The sequence below is a fragment of the Curvibacter fontanus genome (assembly GCF_054780335.1).
Genome location: NZ_BAAGWN010000016.1, coordinates 224,317 through 240,213 on the forward strand (window position 1 = coordinate 224,317; position 15,897 = coordinate 240,213).

General features: G+C 63.9%; 23 protein-coding genes and 1 pseudogene. 8 read left to right on the plus strand and 16 right to left on the minus strand.

Annotation, left to right across the window (positions count from 1 at the left end):
- Nucleotides 1-48: 48 nt before the first annotated feature.
- From ACYVH8_RS12170 to ACYVH8_RS12230, 13 genes and pseudogenes are all read right to left on the minus strand, one after another.
- On the minus strand, nucleotides 49-186 hold the full coding sequence (locus ACYVH8_RS12170) for a DUF427 domain-containing protein (protein ID WP_460489076.1): 138 nt from the start codon (nucleotides 184-186) through the stop codon (nucleotides 49-51).
- 180 nt (nucleotides 187-366) lie between these two features.
- On the minus strand, nucleotides 367-639 hold the full coding sequence (locus tag ACYVH8_RS12175; RefSeq protein ID WP_460489179.1) for a HEPN domain-containing protein: 273 nt from the start codon (nucleotides 637-639) through the stop codon (nucleotides 367-369).
- 14 nt (nucleotides 640-653) lie between these two features.
- Nucleotides 654-995 (minus strand): nucleotidyltransferase family protein, encoded by a 342-nt coding sequence (locus ACYVH8_RS12180; protein ID WP_460489077.1) that lies wholly within the window; start codon nucleotides 993-995, stop codon nucleotides 654-656.
- Nucleotides 996-1,013: 18 nt separating this feature from the next.
- Nucleotides 1,014-1,148, minus strand: a complete 135-nt coding sequence (locus tag ACYVH8_RS12185; RefSeq protein WP_460489078.1) for a hypothetical protein — start codon at nucleotides 1,146-1,148, stop codon at nucleotides 1,014-1,016.
- Nucleotides 1,148-1,387, minus strand: coding sequence for a hypothetical protein (locus ACYVH8_RS12190; RefSeq protein WP_460489079.1), 240 nt, complete (start codon nucleotides 1,385-1,387; stop codon nucleotides 1,148-1,150). Before ACYVH8_RS12190 ends, ACYVH8_RS12185 begins: the two co-directional genes overlap by 1 nt.
- Entirely contained in the window at nucleotides 1,356-1,688 is a 333-nt protein-coding gene (locus ACYVH8_RS12195) for a hypothetical protein (protein ID WP_460489080.1), read from the minus strand. Before ACYVH8_RS12195 ends, ACYVH8_RS12190 begins: the two co-directional genes overlap by 32 nt.
- 6 nt (nucleotides 1,689-1,694) lie before the next feature.
- Nucleotides 1,695-1,976, minus strand: coding sequence for a DUF427 domain-containing protein (locus tag ACYVH8_RS12200; RefSeq protein ID WP_460489081.1), 282 nt, complete (start codon nucleotides 1,974-1,976; stop codon nucleotides 1,695-1,697).
- Nucleotides 1,977-2,023: 47 nt separating this feature from the next.
- Nucleotides 2,024-3,382 carry a hypothetical protein gene (locus tag ACYVH8_RS12205; RefSeq protein WP_460489082.1) on the minus strand — a complete coding sequence of 453 codons (1,359 nt, stop codon included), beginning with the start codon at nucleotides 3,380-3,382 and terminating at the stop codon, nucleotides 2,024-2,026.
- A gap of 1 nt (nucleotide 3,383) precedes the next feature.
- Nucleotides 3,384-3,593: pseudogene (locus tag ACYVH8_RS12210) on the minus strand (glutamine--tRNA ligase); the annotation flags it as partial.
- A gap of 11 nt (nucleotides 3,594-3,604) precedes the next feature.
- Nucleotides 3,605-3,892, minus strand: a complete 288-nt coding sequence (locus ACYVH8_RS12215) for a helix-turn-helix domain-containing protein (protein ID WP_460489083.1) — start codon at nucleotides 3,890-3,892, stop codon at nucleotides 3,605-3,607.
- A 5-nt stretch (nucleotides 3,893-3,897) separates the two neighbouring features.
- On the minus strand, nucleotides 3,898-4,113 hold the full coding sequence (locus tag ACYVH8_RS12220; RefSeq protein ID WP_460489084.1) for a DUF2283 domain-containing protein: 216 nt from the start codon (nucleotides 4,111-4,113) through the stop codon (nucleotides 3,898-3,900).
- Nucleotides 4,110-4,343 (minus strand): hypothetical protein, encoded by a 234-nt coding sequence (locus ACYVH8_RS12225; RefSeq protein WP_460489085.1) that lies wholly within the window; start codon nucleotides 4,341-4,343, stop codon nucleotides 4,110-4,112. Before ACYVH8_RS12225 ends, ACYVH8_RS12220 begins: the two co-directional genes overlap by 4 nt.
- A gap of 5 nt (nucleotides 4,344-4,348) precedes the next feature.
- Nucleotides 4,349-6,433, minus strand: a complete 2,085-nt coding sequence (locus ACYVH8_RS12230; protein ID WP_460489086.1) for a glutamine--tRNA ligase — start codon at nucleotides 6,431-6,433, stop codon at nucleotides 4,349-4,351.
- 68 nt (nucleotides 6,434-6,501) lie between these two features.
- Between ACYVH8_RS12230 and ACYVH8_RS12235 the strand changes: the two genes are divergently transcribed.
- From ACYVH8_RS12235 to ACYVH8_RS12255, 5 genes are all read left to right on the plus strand, one after another.
- On the plus strand, nucleotides 6,502-7,593 hold the full coding sequence (locus ACYVH8_RS12235) for a DUF2157 domain-containing protein (protein ID WP_460489087.1): 1,092 nt from the start codon (nucleotides 6,502-6,504) through the stop codon (nucleotides 7,591-7,593).
- Nucleotides 7,594-7,720: 127 nt separating this feature from the next.
- On the plus strand, nucleotides 7,721-8,176 hold the full coding sequence (locus tag ACYVH8_RS12240; RefSeq protein ID WP_460489088.1) for a hypothetical protein: 456 nt from the start codon (nucleotides 7,721-7,723) through the stop codon (nucleotides 8,174-8,176).
- Between the two features lie 178 nt (nucleotides 8,177-8,354).
- A complete protein-coding gene (locus ACYVH8_RS12245; protein ID WP_460489089.1) occupies nucleotides 8,355-9,959 on the plus strand; it encodes an efflux RND transporter periplasmic adaptor subunit in 1,605 nt (534 codons plus the stop codon).
- A gap of 88 nt (nucleotides 9,960-10,047) precedes the next feature.
- Nucleotides 10,048-10,758, plus strand: a complete 711-nt coding sequence (locus ACYVH8_RS12250) for an ABC transporter ATP-binding protein (protein ID WP_460489090.1) — start codon at nucleotides 10,048-10,050, stop codon at nucleotides 10,756-10,758.
- 107 nt (nucleotides 10,759-10,865) lie between these two features.
- A complete protein-coding gene (locus ACYVH8_RS12255) occupies nucleotides 10,866-11,990 on the plus strand; it encodes an ABC transporter permease (RefSeq protein ID WP_460489180.1) in 1,125 nt (374 codons plus the stop codon).
- A gap of 48 nt (nucleotides 11,991-12,038) precedes the next feature.
- Here ACYVH8_RS12255 and ACYVH8_RS12260 read toward each other — a convergent pair whose 3' ends face one another.
- Genes ACYVH8_RS12260 through ACYVH8_RS12270 form a run of 3 tightly spaced genes read right to left on the minus strand, consistent with a single transcriptional unit; the run spans nucleotide 12,039 to nucleotide 13,935 of the window.
- Nucleotides 12,039-12,773: a hypothetical protein gene (locus ACYVH8_RS12260; protein ID WP_460489091.1), complete on the minus strand. Its 735-nt coding sequence runs from the start codon at nucleotides 12,771-12,773 to the stop codon at nucleotides 12,039-12,041.
- A 7-nt stretch (nucleotides 12,774-12,780) separates the two neighbouring features.
- Nucleotides 12,781-13,608, minus strand: coding sequence for an FTR1 family iron permease (locus tag ACYVH8_RS12265; RefSeq protein WP_460489092.1), 828 nt, complete (start codon nucleotides 13,606-13,608; stop codon nucleotides 12,781-12,783).
- A 6-nt stretch (nucleotides 13,609-13,614) separates the two neighbouring features.
- The gene (locus ACYVH8_RS12270; protein WP_460489093.1) at nucleotides 13,615-13,935 is read right to left on the minus strand and encodes a cupredoxin domain-containing protein; all 321 of its coding nucleotides are present in this window, start codon (nucleotides 13,933-13,935) and stop codon (nucleotides 13,615-13,617) included.
- Between the two features lie 287 nt (nucleotides 13,936-14,222).
- Here ACYVH8_RS12270 and ACYVH8_RS12275 point away from each other — a divergent pair, with 287 nt between their 5' ends.
- The 3 genes from ACYVH8_RS12275 (at nucleotide 14,223) to ACYVH8_RS12285 (ending at nucleotide 15,896) form a co-directional block, all read left to right on the plus strand.
- On the plus strand, nucleotides 14,223-14,465 hold the full coding sequence (locus tag ACYVH8_RS12275) for a hypothetical protein (RefSeq protein ID WP_460489094.1): 243 nt from the start codon (nucleotides 14,223-14,225) through the stop codon (nucleotides 14,463-14,465).
- A gap of 85 nt (nucleotides 14,466-14,550) precedes the next feature.
- Entirely contained in the window at nucleotides 14,551-14,943 is a 393-nt protein-coding gene (locus ACYVH8_RS12280) for a nuclear transport factor 2 family protein (protein WP_460489095.1), read from the plus strand.
- A gap of 65 nt (nucleotides 14,944-15,008) precedes the next feature.
- A complete protein-coding gene (locus ACYVH8_RS12285; RefSeq protein ID WP_460489096.1) occupies nucleotides 15,009-15,896 on the plus strand; it encodes an undecaprenyl-diphosphate phosphatase in 888 nt (295 codons plus the stop codon).
- Nucleotide 15,897: the final 1 nt, after the last annotated feature.

Sequence of the window (15,897 nt, forward strand, 5' to 3'; positions counted from 1 at the left end):
GGCTCCATACGAACAGGGTACTTACTGACTATAGCGATTCGGCCCAGGTTACTCTTCGATCTTCACGCCCTTCCAGAAGGCCACGCGGCCCTGGACGAGATGGGCCTCAGGCTTGGGCTCGGGGTAGAACCACACGGCGCCGGGCAGCTCGATGACGTAGACGTGGTAATGGGGGCGGCGGGGCATGGCGGGGGTGGCTCCAGTGCCTGGTACGCTGATTGTTCGAAGAGCAAGCGCTCTTTGGGGAGCTTGCTTGGTCGCGGCACAGCGTCACGACGAGAAAAATTCAGTCGTGATAGTGGCAACAAAACGATCCGCACTTTCTACGGCCCAGTCAGCTTGTTCTTTGTCCACAGGCTCACCGGTTTAGTCAGCCAGCAAGCGCAGATCTTCGGCCCGGTTGATGGCACGACCCAGTTCCAAGGGCAAGCGGCCCGATTTCACCAAGTGCAGGCCAAATGCCTTGATCAGTCCGCTGTGGGTTCTGGCTACGTCGGCACTGACAGGTGCTCCTGAGTATCGCAAGGCTGCTTTTGCTGCATCGAACATGGCGTAATAAGCGCGGTTGCATGCGCCGTCCATGTCTCCCATTCCGTACAGGGCCCTCGCTGACGCAGCGGCCTGCCGGGCCTTGTGCATCAGCTCTTCCGCTTTCACAGCGGAATGCCTTCAAGCTCGATGTTTTTCAGCAGTTCAGGGTTGGAATACTGCTCCGGGTGTTCCCATTCATCCTCCCAAATGGGGAGCGCCTGGATGCGGATTCCTGTATCCAGCAGCACGTCGAAGGCCATGTCAGCCATGGCCATCTTGGTCCGAAGAAAGTGCCCGTGTCCTTTGAGCAGAACGGCCACATCGGCATCGCTGTCCGGTCCTTCCGTGCCACGTGCCCTGCTGCCAAACAGGATGGCACGTGAAACAGGGTATTGCGCCTCCGCGCGCTGGATGAACGCTTGCAGCGCTGCGTGAGTGGCGGGAGGAATGGGCTTGGTCTGCATGGGCGGTCCGAACGATGCTCAGGCCCTGCCGGCCGGTGCGCGCCGGGGCTTGTCGGCCACCACAGGCACTTCCAGTCCAAAGGCCTTGGCCATTTTTCTGGCCTGCTGGGCCGACTGCGCCAAGGCCTTTTCCAATGCCTTGGGGGTGGGCATCAGGCGCGGTTCGCGGTTTTTTGCAGTTTCAGCCATAGCGTCGGTTCCGTGACGGTGAGTTTATCGCCCTCGCTGGTGGCAAGCAACCGGGCCTGGGACGAACGTGAGTTATCGAAGATGGCCCAGCGCGACGCCAGCGGGGCGTAGAGCTCAAAGAAGTTACTCAGGCTGCGCCCAAAACGCCGACGCACCACGTCAGTCGGCACATCATGGCCGCCCATGCCCACGCGCAGCTTCACGCGGCGCACGGCCAGCTGCGCGTTGGCGAGCGAGAAGTAGTAGTGTGCTTTCAAAAGTGAAGTCTTCGCCGGCATCGGCCAGCTGGTGCAGCCGCTCCAGCATGATCCGGCCGGCCGTGAACGTGACGGCTTCCGTATGCCGACCCGGCAGGCCGCGCGCGATGAAATCGGCGTTGACAAAGGTCTTGATGCCCAGCGTGGCCAGGATCGCGTCGGCATGGGTGGACTTGCCCGCACCATTGGGTCCCGCAAAGACGACCACGCGCGGGGCGGGTTTTCGGCGGGGCCGGGCAGTTGCCATGACCGCCTACTCCTCGATCTTCACGCCCTTCCAGAAGGCCACGCGGCCCTGGATGAGATGGGCTTCGGGCTTGGGCTCAGGGTAGTACCACACGGCGTCGGGCAGCATGTCGCCGTTGACCATGAGCGCGTAGTAGTGCGCCTCGCCCTTCCAGGGGCAGGTGGTCTTGTGGTTCGAAAAGGTCACGTACTCGCGCTTGAGTGTGTGCGCGGGGAAGTAGTGGTTGCCTTCCACCAGCACGGTGTCGTCACTCTCGGCGATGACGGTGTTGTTCCAGGTGGCTTTCATATTTTTAACGCCTTACGATCAAATTTTTCGATGCAGTACAGAAGCGTTTATCTGTCGATAGGGTTCCGCGATGCAAGTTGGGCGGCAGCACGATCAAGCATTTCATCAGGATTTGTTGGTATCCGAATTCTGTTAAATGCTTGCTCTAAATCTTCTTTCGCTATCAGCGTGACTTGATGCTGAATCAGCAGACTTTCGTCGGCAGCGATTTGTGCACGTGGCGAGCCGCATACAAGAATTGAATCAACTCGAAGGTTATGCCCGGTAGCGCCTAGTACTTTTACTAATGCATTCCGACGATCTACAAGTTTCCCAAGTTTGCTGTGAAAGTCTGCAATCTTTATCGTGCATTCAATTACCGCAATCTTGTCTCCTGGGGTGGTGACTACTATGTCGGGTGCTTGAGTTTCAACCTGTACAGCAGGGGAAAAACCGAGAAGAAATAGTAGCGATGCAATCCCCCGCTCAAAACGATCGGGGTCGATAGGATTTAGTACGGAATCTCGAAGTTGTTTCAGTTCTTTGTCAAACAACTGAGTTGCAACATATCTTGAGTTGGTCGCTTTGTCCGGATCCAAATGCCATTGGCGTCTCACTGTGCGGCCGCCTACAGTCAACATGGCAAGGACGCTATCGGCGTTGATCAGTGAAATGTCAAGTAAACCGGGTCGGCGGCCATTGCTTACGCGCTTCCAGCTGATGTCATGAGCCACTTGTTTTCTAGTTTTGACACCATCACCAGGAAATTCACGAATGGCTAATCCAATCCGTTTGATATCAAATTTTGGATGCGCGTGAAGAAGCGCTTGGAATTTGTTTTCTCGTAATGAGGTGTTATCGAACATCACGTCGACTGGCGGGTTCACTCGAATGTTGATAGTGGGTTGGCGTCCACCTGATCGTGGGTCCGAGAGTTGAAGCAATGTGCTGAGGTCAGCCATTCCATCAAATGGCGGTGTGATGCAGCGTAACGCTTGATCAACTTCGATAGAGTCGTGAATCGGTGAGGGAGGCAGTTGGTTACCTTGTACGATCAAATGAAGATCAGAAAACCACGTTTCCTGATTCGGTGGAGGGGCGTAGTAATCTGGTGGACTCTTGGAGTCCAATGTCAATTGAAATCCGTTGACTTCAATTTTTCCGTTCGCAGCTTGTTCTAGCTTTTTCTCTAAGACGGTCCTTTTTAAAGACGGGAATGTCTTCTGACCAGCGCAGAGCGAACCGACTTCGATTGAGAAATTGACTGGTCTGGGAGGGGGTAGCGGCCCCGCACTTAATGCGGCATCAAGGATGCGTAAACCACTTTGATCTTTGACAGCAAGATACCGTATGGAAAGCGAGTACGAATCACAGACCCATTCGGCCGTAGACCTTAGAAATTGATCTCTGACCGCAAGAGGGTTCATTCTATTTCCCCCAACTATCCTTCAACCCCGTCACCCGGTTAAAGACGAGCTTACCCTTGGTGTGGTCCTTGCGGTCCGCGACAAAGTAACCATGCCGCTCGAACTGGAACTTGTCGTCCGCCGCAGCCTGGGCCAGTGAGGGCTCCACATAGGTGGTGACGGTCTTGAGGCTGTCCGGGTTCAGTCTGGCGAGGAAGTCCTTGCCGCTGGCACTGGCATGCATCATGCGGTCTTCTTCAGTGACAGCTTGACTGAGTAGCCCAGACTGGCGGCGACGTTCACCAAGGCATCCAGCGTGAATTTTTGAGTGCGGTTCTTGACCAGATCGTTCATGCGCGGCTGGGTGATACCGGCAAGCTTGGCGGCTTCTGCTTGAGTGATACCGAGCTTGTCGATCACTTTACGGATGTGGATGACCATGTCACCGCGCAGCAGCAGGTTTTGTGCCTCGGCTTCGGGAAAGCCGAGATCGCGGAAGACGTTGTCGCTGCCGAGTCGCGCGTCCAGCATGGCCGTCAGGCTGCCAGCAGTTGTTCCAGTGGCAGATGCGAAACCGACAGGTTCTTGATGTCGGCCCGCTGGCTGGCATGCTGTACGTCGATACCGACCAGGGCGCCGTTTGCGTCGTAGTCCAGCACCACGCCGTCATTCACCTCGTCCGAATCGACCGAGGGGCGGTCGGAGAGGTGGATGTAGAGCGAGTCGGTGGCCTTGTCGTACGAAATCTTCATGGCGTAAACCTCCGGTCTGGAAAGGCATTGTGCACCGTTTTGCCGTCGGGCAGGGTGACCACACGCAGGTGCTTGCTCAGCTCCGCGATCCAGACCCAGTGCCGGATGCGGCCGTCCTCGACCTGCACTTCCCGGCGCAGCGGCTGGCTCAGTGCCAGCTCCAACCACTCCGGCTTGATGTAGGGCCGCTTGGCCATGACATCGTTGCGGAAGTAGTCGGTGGTTTCCATGCGGCTTACTTGCCCCAGCTGTCCTTAAGGCCAGTGACCCGATTGAACACAGGCTTACCCTTGCTATGGTCCTTCCGATCCGCCACAAAGTAGCCATGCCGCTCGAACTGGAACTTGTCGTCCGCCTGGCCTTTAGCCAGTGAGGGCTCCACATAGGCGGTGACGGTTTTCAGGCTGTCCGGGTTCAGGCTGGCCAGGAAGTCCTTGCCGCCGGCATCGGGTTGCGCATCCATAAACAGGCGGTCGTAGAGGCGCACTTCGGCGGCCACGCCGTCGGCCACGCTCACCCAGGTGATGGCGGCCTTGGCCTTGACGCTGTCGGCGCCGGGCGTGCCGCTCTTGGTGCCGGGGATGACCTTGGCGTGTACTTCGGTCACCTGGCCTGCTGCATCACGTACACAGCCGGTGCACTCGATCACATAACCGCCCTTGAGGCGCACCACATTGCCGGGGAAGAGGCGCTTGTAGCCCTTGGGCGCCACTTCTTCAAAGTCTTCGCGTTCGATCCACACCTCGCGGCCGATGAGGAAACGGCGCGGCGCGGGGGCCACCTGGCCTTCTTCAACATGGGGCAGGGCGGGTTGGCTGCATTCCTCGGTGTAGCTGTCGCTGCCAAAGGCTTCGGCCCAGTTGGTGAGCACGAGTTTCACCGGGTCCAGCACGGCCATGCCGCGGTGGGCCTTGCTCTCCAGGTCTTCGCGCAGGCAGCCTTCCAGCGTGCTGTAGTCGATCCAGCTGTAGTCCTTGGTCACGCCGATGCGTTCGGCAAAGAGCTGGATGCTCTCGGGCGTGTAGCCGCGGCGGCGCAGGCCGACGATGGTGGGCATGCGCGGGTCGTCCCAGCCGGTGACACGCTTTTCAGTCACCAGCTGGGCCAGCTTGCGTTTGCTGGTGATCACGTAGGTGAGGTTCAGGCGGGCGAACTCGTGCTGGTGCGGCAGCAGGAAGACGTTGGGGCGCTGGCCGTCCAGCGCGTGGGCCAGCAGGGGGGTGAACTGCGCGGTTTCTTGTCTGAGCAGGGCGAAGAAGGCGGGCAGGTCCGTCAGCACGGCATTGCGGTCGTGTTCCCACTTGGCGAACAGCGCGCGCAGCTGGCCTTCGGCGGCGCTGGCAAAGAGCTTGTCCGCGTGGTTGTGGCAGTGCAGGGCAAATTCCTTGCCGGCTTCCAGGCCCTGGGCTTCGATCCTCTCGATCAGGGCCTTGGCCTGTTCGAACTGCGGCGCGCGCAGGATGGGGACGATGCGCTCCAGCGTCCAGTCGTAAAACGGGCGCTGGTCTTCGAACTCCAGCGTGCAGATGCTGTGGGTGATGTTCTCCAGCGCGTCCTCGATGGGGTGGGCGAAGGAGTACATGGGGTAGATGCACCAGGTGTCGCCCGTGTTGTGATGGCTGGCGTGTTTGATGCGGTAGATGGCCGGGTCGCGCAGATTGATGTTCGGGCTGGCCATGCTGATCTTGGCGCGCAGCACCATGGAACCATCCGCATGCTGGCCGGCGCGCATTTCGCGGAAGCGGGCCAGGTTCTCGGCCGGGCTGCGTGTGCGGTAAGGGCTGTCGGTGCCGGGTTTGCCGAAGTCGCCGCGGCTGGCGCGCATTTCTTCCGGCGTCTGCTCGTCCACATAGGCGTGGCCGGTTTCCACCAGGTACTCGGCGGCGCGGACCATGAAGTCGAAGTAGTTGCTGGCGTAGTACAGATGGCTGTCGCCATGGGCGTCCCAGCCGAAGCCCAGCCACTTGACCGCGTCGGTGATGGCGTCGACGTACTCCTGCTCTTCCTTCTCGGGGTTGGTGTCGTCGAAGCGCATGTGGCAGACGCCGCCGTAGTCACGCGCCAGGCCGAAGTTCAGGCAGATGCTCTTGGCGTGGCCCACGTGCAGGTAGCCGTTGGGTTCGGGCGGGAAGCGGGTGCGGATGCGGGCGGGGTCGGCCACGCTGCCCTGCGCCTCGGCGTGTTCGCTGGCGGTGCCGGGGGCATGGCCCCAGCGGCGGCCGCTGTAGGCGCCGGCGGCCAGGTCGTGTTCGATGATCTGGCGCAGGAAATTGCTGGCCTTGGGGGCTTCTTTGTTATCGGGGGTGCTGGGCTTGCTCATCCAGCCATTTTAGAGGCCGGTCTCCGCCGGGCGCGGGCTTGCTACCATGCACGCCACAGGAGGGCGCCATGAGCGAACCACAAAGCGACAGTGTGACCGTCTCCCAGGCCGATCTGCAGGCGGCGGTGCGCGAGGGCCTGATCACGGGCCAGCAGTCCCAGCAGCTCTGGGCGCGCTGGGTGGCCAAGGTCCGGGTGCAGACCACGGTGCCCGCCAGCCCGCCCGCCGGGCCGCGCTTTGGCTTCACCAACGTGCTGTATTACTTTGGCGGTTTGGTGGCCATCGGCGCCATGACGCTGTTCATGACCCTGGGCTGGCAGCAGTTCGGCGACTGGGGCCTGCTGGCCATTGCCCTGGGTTACCTGGTGGCCTGCCTGCTGGTGGCGGACCAGCTCAAGGGCCGGGGCCTGGGCACGCCGGCCGGCATTCTGGCCACGCTGGCCGTGTGCCTGGTGCCGCTGGCGCTGTGGGCCCTGCAAAGCGGCCTGGGCCTGTGGCCGCCGGGCGGGCCCGGCAGCTACCGGGCCTATCACACCCACATCGACTGGCGCTGGCTCACGCTGGAGTTCGGCACCCTGGCCGCCGCGGTGGTGATGCTGTGGCGCTACCGCCTGCCCTTCATGGTGATGCCCGTGGCGGTGACGGTCTGGTACATGTACATGGATGTGGCCAGCCTGTTGATGCAGCAGGCCGGCTTTGAATACAGGTTCATGCGCGACATGTCCCTGGTCTTCGGCATCGGCACCTGCCTGCTGGCGATGTGGGTGGACATGCGCAGCCGCCTGGCGCAGGGCGAGTGGCGGCAGGACTTTGCCTTCTGGCTCTATATCTTCGGCGCCCTCATGTTCTGGGGCGGCCTGAGCCTGCAGGATTCGGGCTCGCAACTGGGCAAGGCCCTGTACGCGCTGATCAATGTGGGGCTGATCTTCGGGGGCGCGGCCATCGGCCGGCGGGTGTTCACCGTGTTCGGGGCGCTGGGGGTGGCGGGTTATCTGGGCTACCTGTCCTACCGGGTGTTCCAGCACAGCCTGATGTTTCCGTTTGCGCTCACTCTCCTGGGATTGGCCGTGGTGGCGCTGGGCATCTGGTGGCAGCGCCATGAAAAGCAGATCGAGGCGCGGCTCAGCGGCTGGCTGCCGGCGGGGCTGCGGCCGCGCTGAGGCCGGGTTTTTGACAGGGTGTTGTTACATCTTGTGACGTCCTTCGCCGGCGCTTCGTCTCCTTGGCGAGGTCGGGCGCGTTGAGGTAACAGGGCGCCCATCGGGAGCCCCGTAAAGGAGATTCCTCATGACGTCCAAAGCCAACCCTTCCGTCGCTGCCCTGGCCCTGGTGGCCGCCCTGGGCCTGGGGGCCAGCAGCGCCGCCCACGCCGGACACGACGGAGCGGATGTGTACTGGTCCATCGGCATGTCGCAGCCCGGCATCAGCGTCGGTGTGAGCAATATGCCGGCAGCGCCCGTGGTGGTCTACGAACGCTACTACGAGCCGGCCCCCCGCGTGGTCTATGTCCCGGCGCCCGTTTATTACCCGCAACCCGTCTACCGCGTGATCGCTCCCGGCTATTACAGCCGCGGCCATGCCTACGGCCACTGGAAAGACCGAGACGACCGTTATGGCCGTTGGGACGAGCGGGGCTGGGGCGGCCGCCGCGATCGCGACCACGACCGCGACGAGCGTCATGCCGAGCGCGGTGAGCGCGCGGGCCGGGGTGGCCCTGAGTCGTACATGGGTAACCGCCGCTGATATCCTTCGCTTTGCTGCGGTCCTCCCCCGCAGCCGGCCGTTTCTACGAACGGCCATTCCACGGCGCTCTTCGAGCGCCGTTTTTTATGGTGCCGCCGGCGGGCCGGTTTGCCTGCTCTTTACCTGCGGGACACCTGCCGCCGGTACGGGACATGGCCTTGTTCCTACAATCAGCCGCATGAAGAAGACATATCTGGTGACGGGCGGGGTGGCGCTGGCGCTGGTGGCGGCCCTGGGGCTGTGGTGGACACAACGCCTCGGCAGCGTCGAGGTGCAGTACCGCACGGCCAGGATCGAGCGCGGCCCGCTGCAGGCGGCCGTGGCCTCCACCGGCGCGGTGAGCCCGGTGACCCAGGTCACGGTGGGCACCCAGGTCTCGGGCCAGATCAAGGACCTGTACGTGGACTTCAACGCCGAGGTCAAGGCCGGTCAGCTGCTGGCCGTGATCGACCCGGAGACTTTCGAATACCGCGTGCGCTCGGCCCAGGCCGATGTGGACGCCGCGCGCGCCGTGGTGCTGACCGCCCAGGCCAATGTGGTGGCCAGCCGGGCCCAGGTCTCGCGCGCGCAGACCGACCTGGCCGAGGCGCGCCGCACGCATGAGCGCAATCTGATGCTGGTGGGCAAGGGTTTCATCGCCCAGAGCACGGCGGACCAGTCCAATGCACTGGTCAACACCAGCGCCGAGGCCGTGAAGGCGGCCGAGGCCCAGCTGGGCGTGACCGAGGCGCAGGTCAAGAGCGCGCAGGCCAGCGTGGCCCAGCGCGACGCGGCGCTGGCGCAGGCCCGCATCGACCTGGCGCGCACGCGCATCACCTCGCCGGTCAACGGCATCGTGATCAAGCGGGCCATCGAGAAGGGGCAGACCGTGGCGGCCAGCCTGCAGGCGCCGGAGCTTTTCATCATCGCCCGCAACCTGCGCGACATGCAGGTGGAGGCCGCCATCGACGAGGCCGACGTGGGCCGCATCCGCAGCGGGCAGAGGGCCAGCTTCTCGGTGGACGCCTACCCGGGCCAGACTTTCGAGGGCCAGATCGGCCAGGTGCGCAAGGCCGCCACCAATGTGGCCAATGTGGTGACCTATGTGGCGGTGGTGAACTTCTCCAACCCCGACGGGCGCCTGCTGCCGGGCATGACGGCCAATGTGCGCGTGGTGACGGACACACGCGAGCACGCGCTCAAGATCCCCAACGCGGCGCTGCGCGTGCGCATCGCCGGCCTGGAGCCGGCCGCGCCGGTCCCGCAGGACGGAGTCTCTGCGCCCGTCGCCGCGCCCGTGGCCCCGGCGGCCGGGGGCAACAACCCCCTGAACGAATTCCGCAACCGCCTGGTGCAGGAGCTGCAGCTCAGCGCGGCGCAGGTGGAGAAGGTGGACGCCATCTACGCTTCGGCGCGGCCGCAGTTCGGGCGCCTGCGCGAGATGGCCGAGGCCGACCGCGCCCGGGCACGCGAGCGCATCACCGCCGACATCCGCGCGCGCATCGGCGACATGCTGACCTCCGAGCAGAAGAAGCGTTACGCCGCGCTGCAGGCCGAAGCGGCGGGCCGCACCGTGACGCGCGGGCGCATCTACCTGATGGGCGAGGACGGCAAGCCGCAGGCCTGGAGCGTGCGCCTGGGCATCACCGATGGCAGCAGCACCGAGCTGATCGTGCCGCCCGATGCGCCGGAGGCCGCGGCCATGCAGGAAGGCGCCCCGGTGATCACCGGTACGGTGGGTGCGGGGGGGCCGGCTACAACGCCCGGCGCCCGCCCGGCGACCGGTCCGCGCATGATGTTCTGATGATGCAGCTATCCGTTCGGGCTGAGCTTGTCGAAGCCCTCCTGCCTATGCCATACCCTTCGACAAGCGCAGGGCGAACGGTGCAAACATGGCATTGATTCAGGCACGCGATCTCGTCAAGACCTACACGATGGGCGACAGCACCGTGCACGCGCTGCGCGGGGTGTCGCTGGACATCGAGGAGGGGGATTTCGTGGCCATCATGGGGGCCTCGGGTTCGGGCAAGTCCACGCTGATGAACATCCTGGGCTGCCTGGACCTGCCCAGCACCGGGCACTACCACCTGGCGGGCGAGGCCGTGGAGGGCATGGAGCCCAACCAGCTCGCGTCCATCCGCAACCGGCGCATCGGCTTCGTCTTCCAGCAGTTCAACCTGCTGCCGCGCACCAGTGCGCTGGAGAACGTGGAACTGCCCATGGTCTATGCCGGTGTGAAGCCGCTGCCGCGGCGTGAGCGCGCCCTGGCCGCGCTCACACGCGTGGGCCTGGGCGAGCGCTGGCAGCACACACCCAGCGAACTCTCGGGCGGGCAGCAGCAGCGCGTGGCGATCGCGCGCGCGCTGGTGAACGACCCGCAACTGATCCTGGCCGACGAACCCACGGGCGCGCTGGACACGAAAACCAGCGACGACATCCTGCGTCTGCTGACCGAGCTGAACCGGCAGGGCATGACGGTGGTGCTGGTCACGCACGAGGCCGACATCGCGGCCTGGGCGCGGCGCAAGCTGGTGTTCCGTGACGGGCAGATCATCGAGGACCTGCGCCAGGGTGGCCACGCGGAAAAAGAGGTGGCCGCATGAACTGGCTGGCCGCCCTGCGCACGGCCTGGCGCGCCCTGGCCTCGAACACCCTGCGCAGCATCCTGACCATGCTGGGCATCATCATCGGCGTGGCGGCGGTGATCACCATGATCGCCGTGGGCAGCGGCGCCACCGAGCGCGTGCAGGCGCAGATGAAGGGACTGGGCTCCAACATCATGCTGGTGGTGCCCGGCGGTGTGTCGCAGGCGGGTGTGCGCCTGGGCGCGCAGACGCGCCAGCGCCTGACCGAGGAGGATGCGCAGGCGATTGCCGTGGAGATTCCCGAGGTGCAGGTGGCGGCGCCCACCTCGCGCACCAGCGGCCAGGTGGTGGCGGGCAACAGCAACTGGGGCACGGCGATCTACGGCGTGACCAACGACTTTCTGGAGGCGCGCGACTGGGGCCTGTCCTCGGGCCGCGAATTCGACCCCGCCGAGCTGGCCGGCTCGGCCAAGGTGGCCTGGGTGGGCGCCACGGTGGCGCGCGAGCTCTTCGGCGAGCAGGACCCGGTGGACCAGGTGGTGCGCGTGCGCGGCGTGCCCATGAAGATCATCGGCGTGCTGGCCTCCAAGGGCCAGAACTCCATGGGGCAGGACCAGGACGACGTGCTGATGATGCCCATCAGCACCCTGCGCAACCGCATCTGGGGCGGCGACGCGACCAGCCGCCTCAAGCGCGTGGGCACCATCCTCGTGAAGGTGCGCGAGGGCCAGAGCATGAAGGGCGTGGAGGAGTCGGTGAAGGACCTGCTGCGCCAGCGCTTCAAGGTGCCCAGCGGCGTGGAAGACCCCTTCAATGTGCGCAACCTGACCGAGATTCTGCAGGCGCAGGAGGAGGCCAGCCGCATCATGACGCTGCTGCTGGCGGCGGTGGCCGGCATCAGCCTGGTGATCGGCGGCATCGGCATCATGAACATCATGCTGGTCAGCGTGACCGAGCGCACGCGCGAGATCGGCCTGCGCATGGCCGTGGGCGCGCGGCCGACCGACATCCTGGCGCAGTTCCTGATCGAGGCGGTGACGCTCTCCCTGATGGGCGGCGCGCTGGGAGTGCTGCTGGGCGCGGTGGCCACCTGGGGCGTGGGCACGCTGGCCGGCTGGCAGGTGAGCATGTCCGTCGGCGCCATCATCCTGGCCGTGGGCTTCTCGGCCCTGGTGGGCGTTTTCTTCGGTTTCTACCCGGCGCGGCGGGCTTCCTGTCTCTTGCCGATCCAGGCGCTGCGTTACGAGTAGCTGGTCCCGGGGTCCGGCGGCGGCTTGCCGCCACCGCCGGACAGGGGATCAGAACTCGTATTCGACCTGCAGGCGCAAGGTCTGGTCAGGCGTGGCCTGGGTGGTGCCGACCAGCCAGGCGGCGTTGTACTTGACAGCATGGCGACCGCCCAGGGGCTTCTTGCCGAAGATGGCGGGGCCGGTCTTGTGCACCTGCGCACTCGCAGGCGACCAGTTGTCGTAGTCGCCCATTGCGCCCATGCCCTGGAAGCCGAATTCGAACCCGGGCGTCCAGCGGTACTTGGCCTGCCACTGGTAGAGGAGTTGCATCCGGTTGGCTTGGGCCGAATCGTAGCTGCGCTGGAAGAGCAGGTTGGCGTTGAGCTGGACCTTGCCGACTTCGGTCTGGAGCAGAGGGCCCCATTTCACTTCCCAGCCTTCGTCGTGATCCATCGGGCGCTCGATCTCCAGCAGGAAGCCAACGTCCACCGGGTACTGGCCGGGCTCGCTGAGCATGAATTTGTTTTCCCATTCGACGGCGTCGAATTTGGTGTTCTCGTTGAGTTCGCGCTTGTACTTGAGGTAGATCTCGCTGAACCAGCGCTGCGTGATGCCGTAGCCGTAACCGATGCTGGCGGCGGATTCGTACGGGGTGTCGGCCTTCGAGGCGCCGCCCATCTTGAAGTCGATCTCGTGCTCGCCATAGGTCACTGAGGGCATGTAGACATAGTCGGCGGAGCCGGCGTTGGCAAGCAGCGGGCACAGCAGGGCGCCTGCAACCACGAGGATTGCATATTTTTTCATGAGAGTCTCAGGAGGTGGTGGAGGAAACAGAGGGGCGCATGCGCAGCAGGCGCATGCCGAACAGGATGAGGGCCAGCGTGGCGGTGTAGAAGACGACCTGGATACCCGACGGCGCGGCTTCATAACCGGTCAGCGCATGCAGCAGACGGCCCAGCATGGAATGGTCATCGAGCAGCCAGCTGATGTTCCACAGTGGGCTGGCCAGGCTGGGCAGGATGTCGGCCTGCACCAGGAAGCGCGCCGCCTGGCTGGCCATGGCCGCGGCCAGCAGCAGGATGAGCCCGCTGGTGGCGCTGAAAAAATGGCGCGCCGGGACCCGCAGCACGCCGGCATAAAGTGCCACGCCGGCCAGGCAACCCAGCAGCAGGCCGAGCGCGCCGCCGCCGAACACGCTGCTGCTGCTCTCCTCGCCGCTGCTCAGCAGACCGTAGAGGAAGAGCGCCGTCTCGGAGCCTTCGCGCAGGATGGCCAGGCCCACGACCAGGGCCAGGGCGGACATGGCGCGGCTGCCATCGCTGACGTCGGCGCCCAACTGCCTGGCCTCGCGCGCCAGTGTCATGCCGTGGCGCGCCATCCAGATGTTGTGCCAAGCCAGCATGGCGGCAGCCAGCAGCAGGACGCTGGCATTGAAGAGCTCCTGCCCCATGCCCTCGGCCAGTTCGGCGATGCGGCCGGTGAAAAGCGCCACCAGCAGGGAGCCCAGCACGCCGGCGGCAATGCCGCCGGCCAGCCAGGTGTTGCGACTGCGCAGATCGCGCGTCGAGGCGGCCACGATGCCGACGATGAGTGCGGCTTCCAGCGTTTCGCGAAAGACGATGATGGCTGAGGCTAGCATGGGGTCTTACTCGACGATCAGCACGCCGCGCGCGGTTTTCTCGTTGAATTCGCCGACAAAGGGGTAGCGGCCGGGCTTGAGCGGGCCGACGAAGATCGTCGCTTTGGCGCCGGGGGCAATGACTTTTTCGCGGTTGAGCTCGTGGCTCTCGAATTCCTCCGGCGTGCTGTCCTGGTTGTGCACGACCAGCTTGACCTTCCGGTTTGCCGGCACGCGCAACTCGGCTGGTTCGAAGCGGTGCTCGCGGATGACGAGCTGGTATTCGGTGTCGGCAGCCCAGGCCGAGACGGACAGGAGCAGGGCAAACAGGATGGGTAGTGATTTCATGACAGGTTCCTTTGAGAGGTAATGATAACGATTCGTATTATTACGTCAAGTGCTTTTGACGAGAACTGCCTGGGGGGGTTGTCGACAGGCCGCGCCGGGGATGGGCCGCGCTGGAACAGGCCCTGGCTGTCAGGAGCGAAGGGGCGCATCCCGCCGGGCAAAAACAACAGGCCAGGTAAGCTTATTCATGCCCGGCTGAACGGGGAGCCGGCAAAATGGGCGCCTTAGCAGACTAAGGAAATCAAGTGCCACGGTTCAGACCCAGCGGATGCGGATTCGAGCAATCCATGCAGAAAGTCCAGAGAGTCGAGGACTTCCGCCAATTACTCCAGGTCATCTCTTCCTATGTGGGCCGCAAGGTCAACCCCGAAGAGATCAAGATGGATCCCTACGGCATCGACCCGCGCAACCGATGGGACACCTGGGCGGTGATCCTGGTGGACTTCGGGCCGGTGGGCTTCACCAACGCCTGCCTGGACCCGGACTTCAATCCCGAACAAAGCCAGTTCTCGGGACTCGCGCCGCTCTGATCCCTGGGCCGGCGCGCCGAAGGGCTGCCCGCAAGCCCGCGCATCTCTTGCCCCCCATCCCTTGCCCTGATCTGGAAGCCTTCACATGCCCTGCAACCCTGGCGAGAATCGCAGGAACGCCATGGCGTTTTATGACCTGATGTTCAACCAGTGCCAACCGCGCGAGGCCGTTGAACGGTATGTCGGGGCGAGCTACACGCAGCACAACCCGCATGTGGCCGATGGCAAGGCGGCTTTCATCGACTACTTCGAGCGGATGGCGCGGGAGTACCCGGGCAAAAGGGTTCTCTTCAAGCGCTCGGTGGCGGAAGGCCGTTTCGTCGTCCTGCACTGCCACCAGATCTGGCCCACCGACACGAACCGGGACTGGGCCGGCATCGACATCTTCCGTTTCGACGAAGCGGGAAAAATCGTCGAGCACTGGGACGTGCTGCAAGTCGTCCCAGGCGAATCCCGGCACGCCAACACCATGTTCTAGCGCCGCCGCCCCGTGCGACGCGCTCGAAACGCCAGCGATAATCCAAGGTCTTCATTGGAGCGTACGTGGACATCACCCTGCTGATCAAGGCCGCCCTGATGGGCGTCGTCGAAGGCCTGACCGAATTCCTCCCTATTTCCAGCACCGGCCACCTGATCCTGGCCGGCGCGCTGCTGGGTTTCGATGACGAGAAGGCCAAGGTCTTCGACATCGCGATCCAGACCGGCGCCATCCTGGCGGTGATCCTGGTCTACTGGCAGAAGATCCGCGCCACGGTGGTGGCCCTGCCCACGCAGCGGCAGGCGCAGCAGTTCACGCTCAATGTGCTGATCGCCTTCGTGCCGGCCGTGCTGCTGGGCTTGCTGTTCGGCAAGGCCATCAAGGCCCATCTGTTCACGGCCGAGGTGGTGGCGACGACCTTCATCATCGGTGGTTTCATCATTCTTTGGGCGGAGAGACTGCAGGCGAACCGGAGTAAATATGTCGCAACACGGCTCGATGGGAATGTGATTGACACAACAGAAATTACAGGAGTCAGCCGTATTGAGTCTGTTGACGAAATGACATGGAAGGACGCGCTCAAGGTGGGCCTGGTGCAGTGCCTGGCCATGGTGCCCGGCACCAGCCGCAGCGGCGCCACCATCATCGGCGGCATGCTGCTGGGCCTGTCGCGCAAGGCGGCCACCGACTTCTCTTTCTACCTGGCCATCCCCACGCTGATCGGCGCCGGCGTCTACAGCCTGTACAAGGAGCGCGCGCTGCTCTCGGCGGCCGACCTGCCCCTGTTCGGCGTGGGCCTGCTGTTTTCCTTCGTCAGCGCCTGGCTCTGCGTGCGCTGGCTGCTGCGGTTCATTTCCACGCACAGCTTTGTCGGCTTCGCCTGGTACCGCATCGTCTTCGGCATCGTGGTGCTGGCCACGGCCTGGAGCGGCGCGGTGCGCTGGAGCGCCTGAA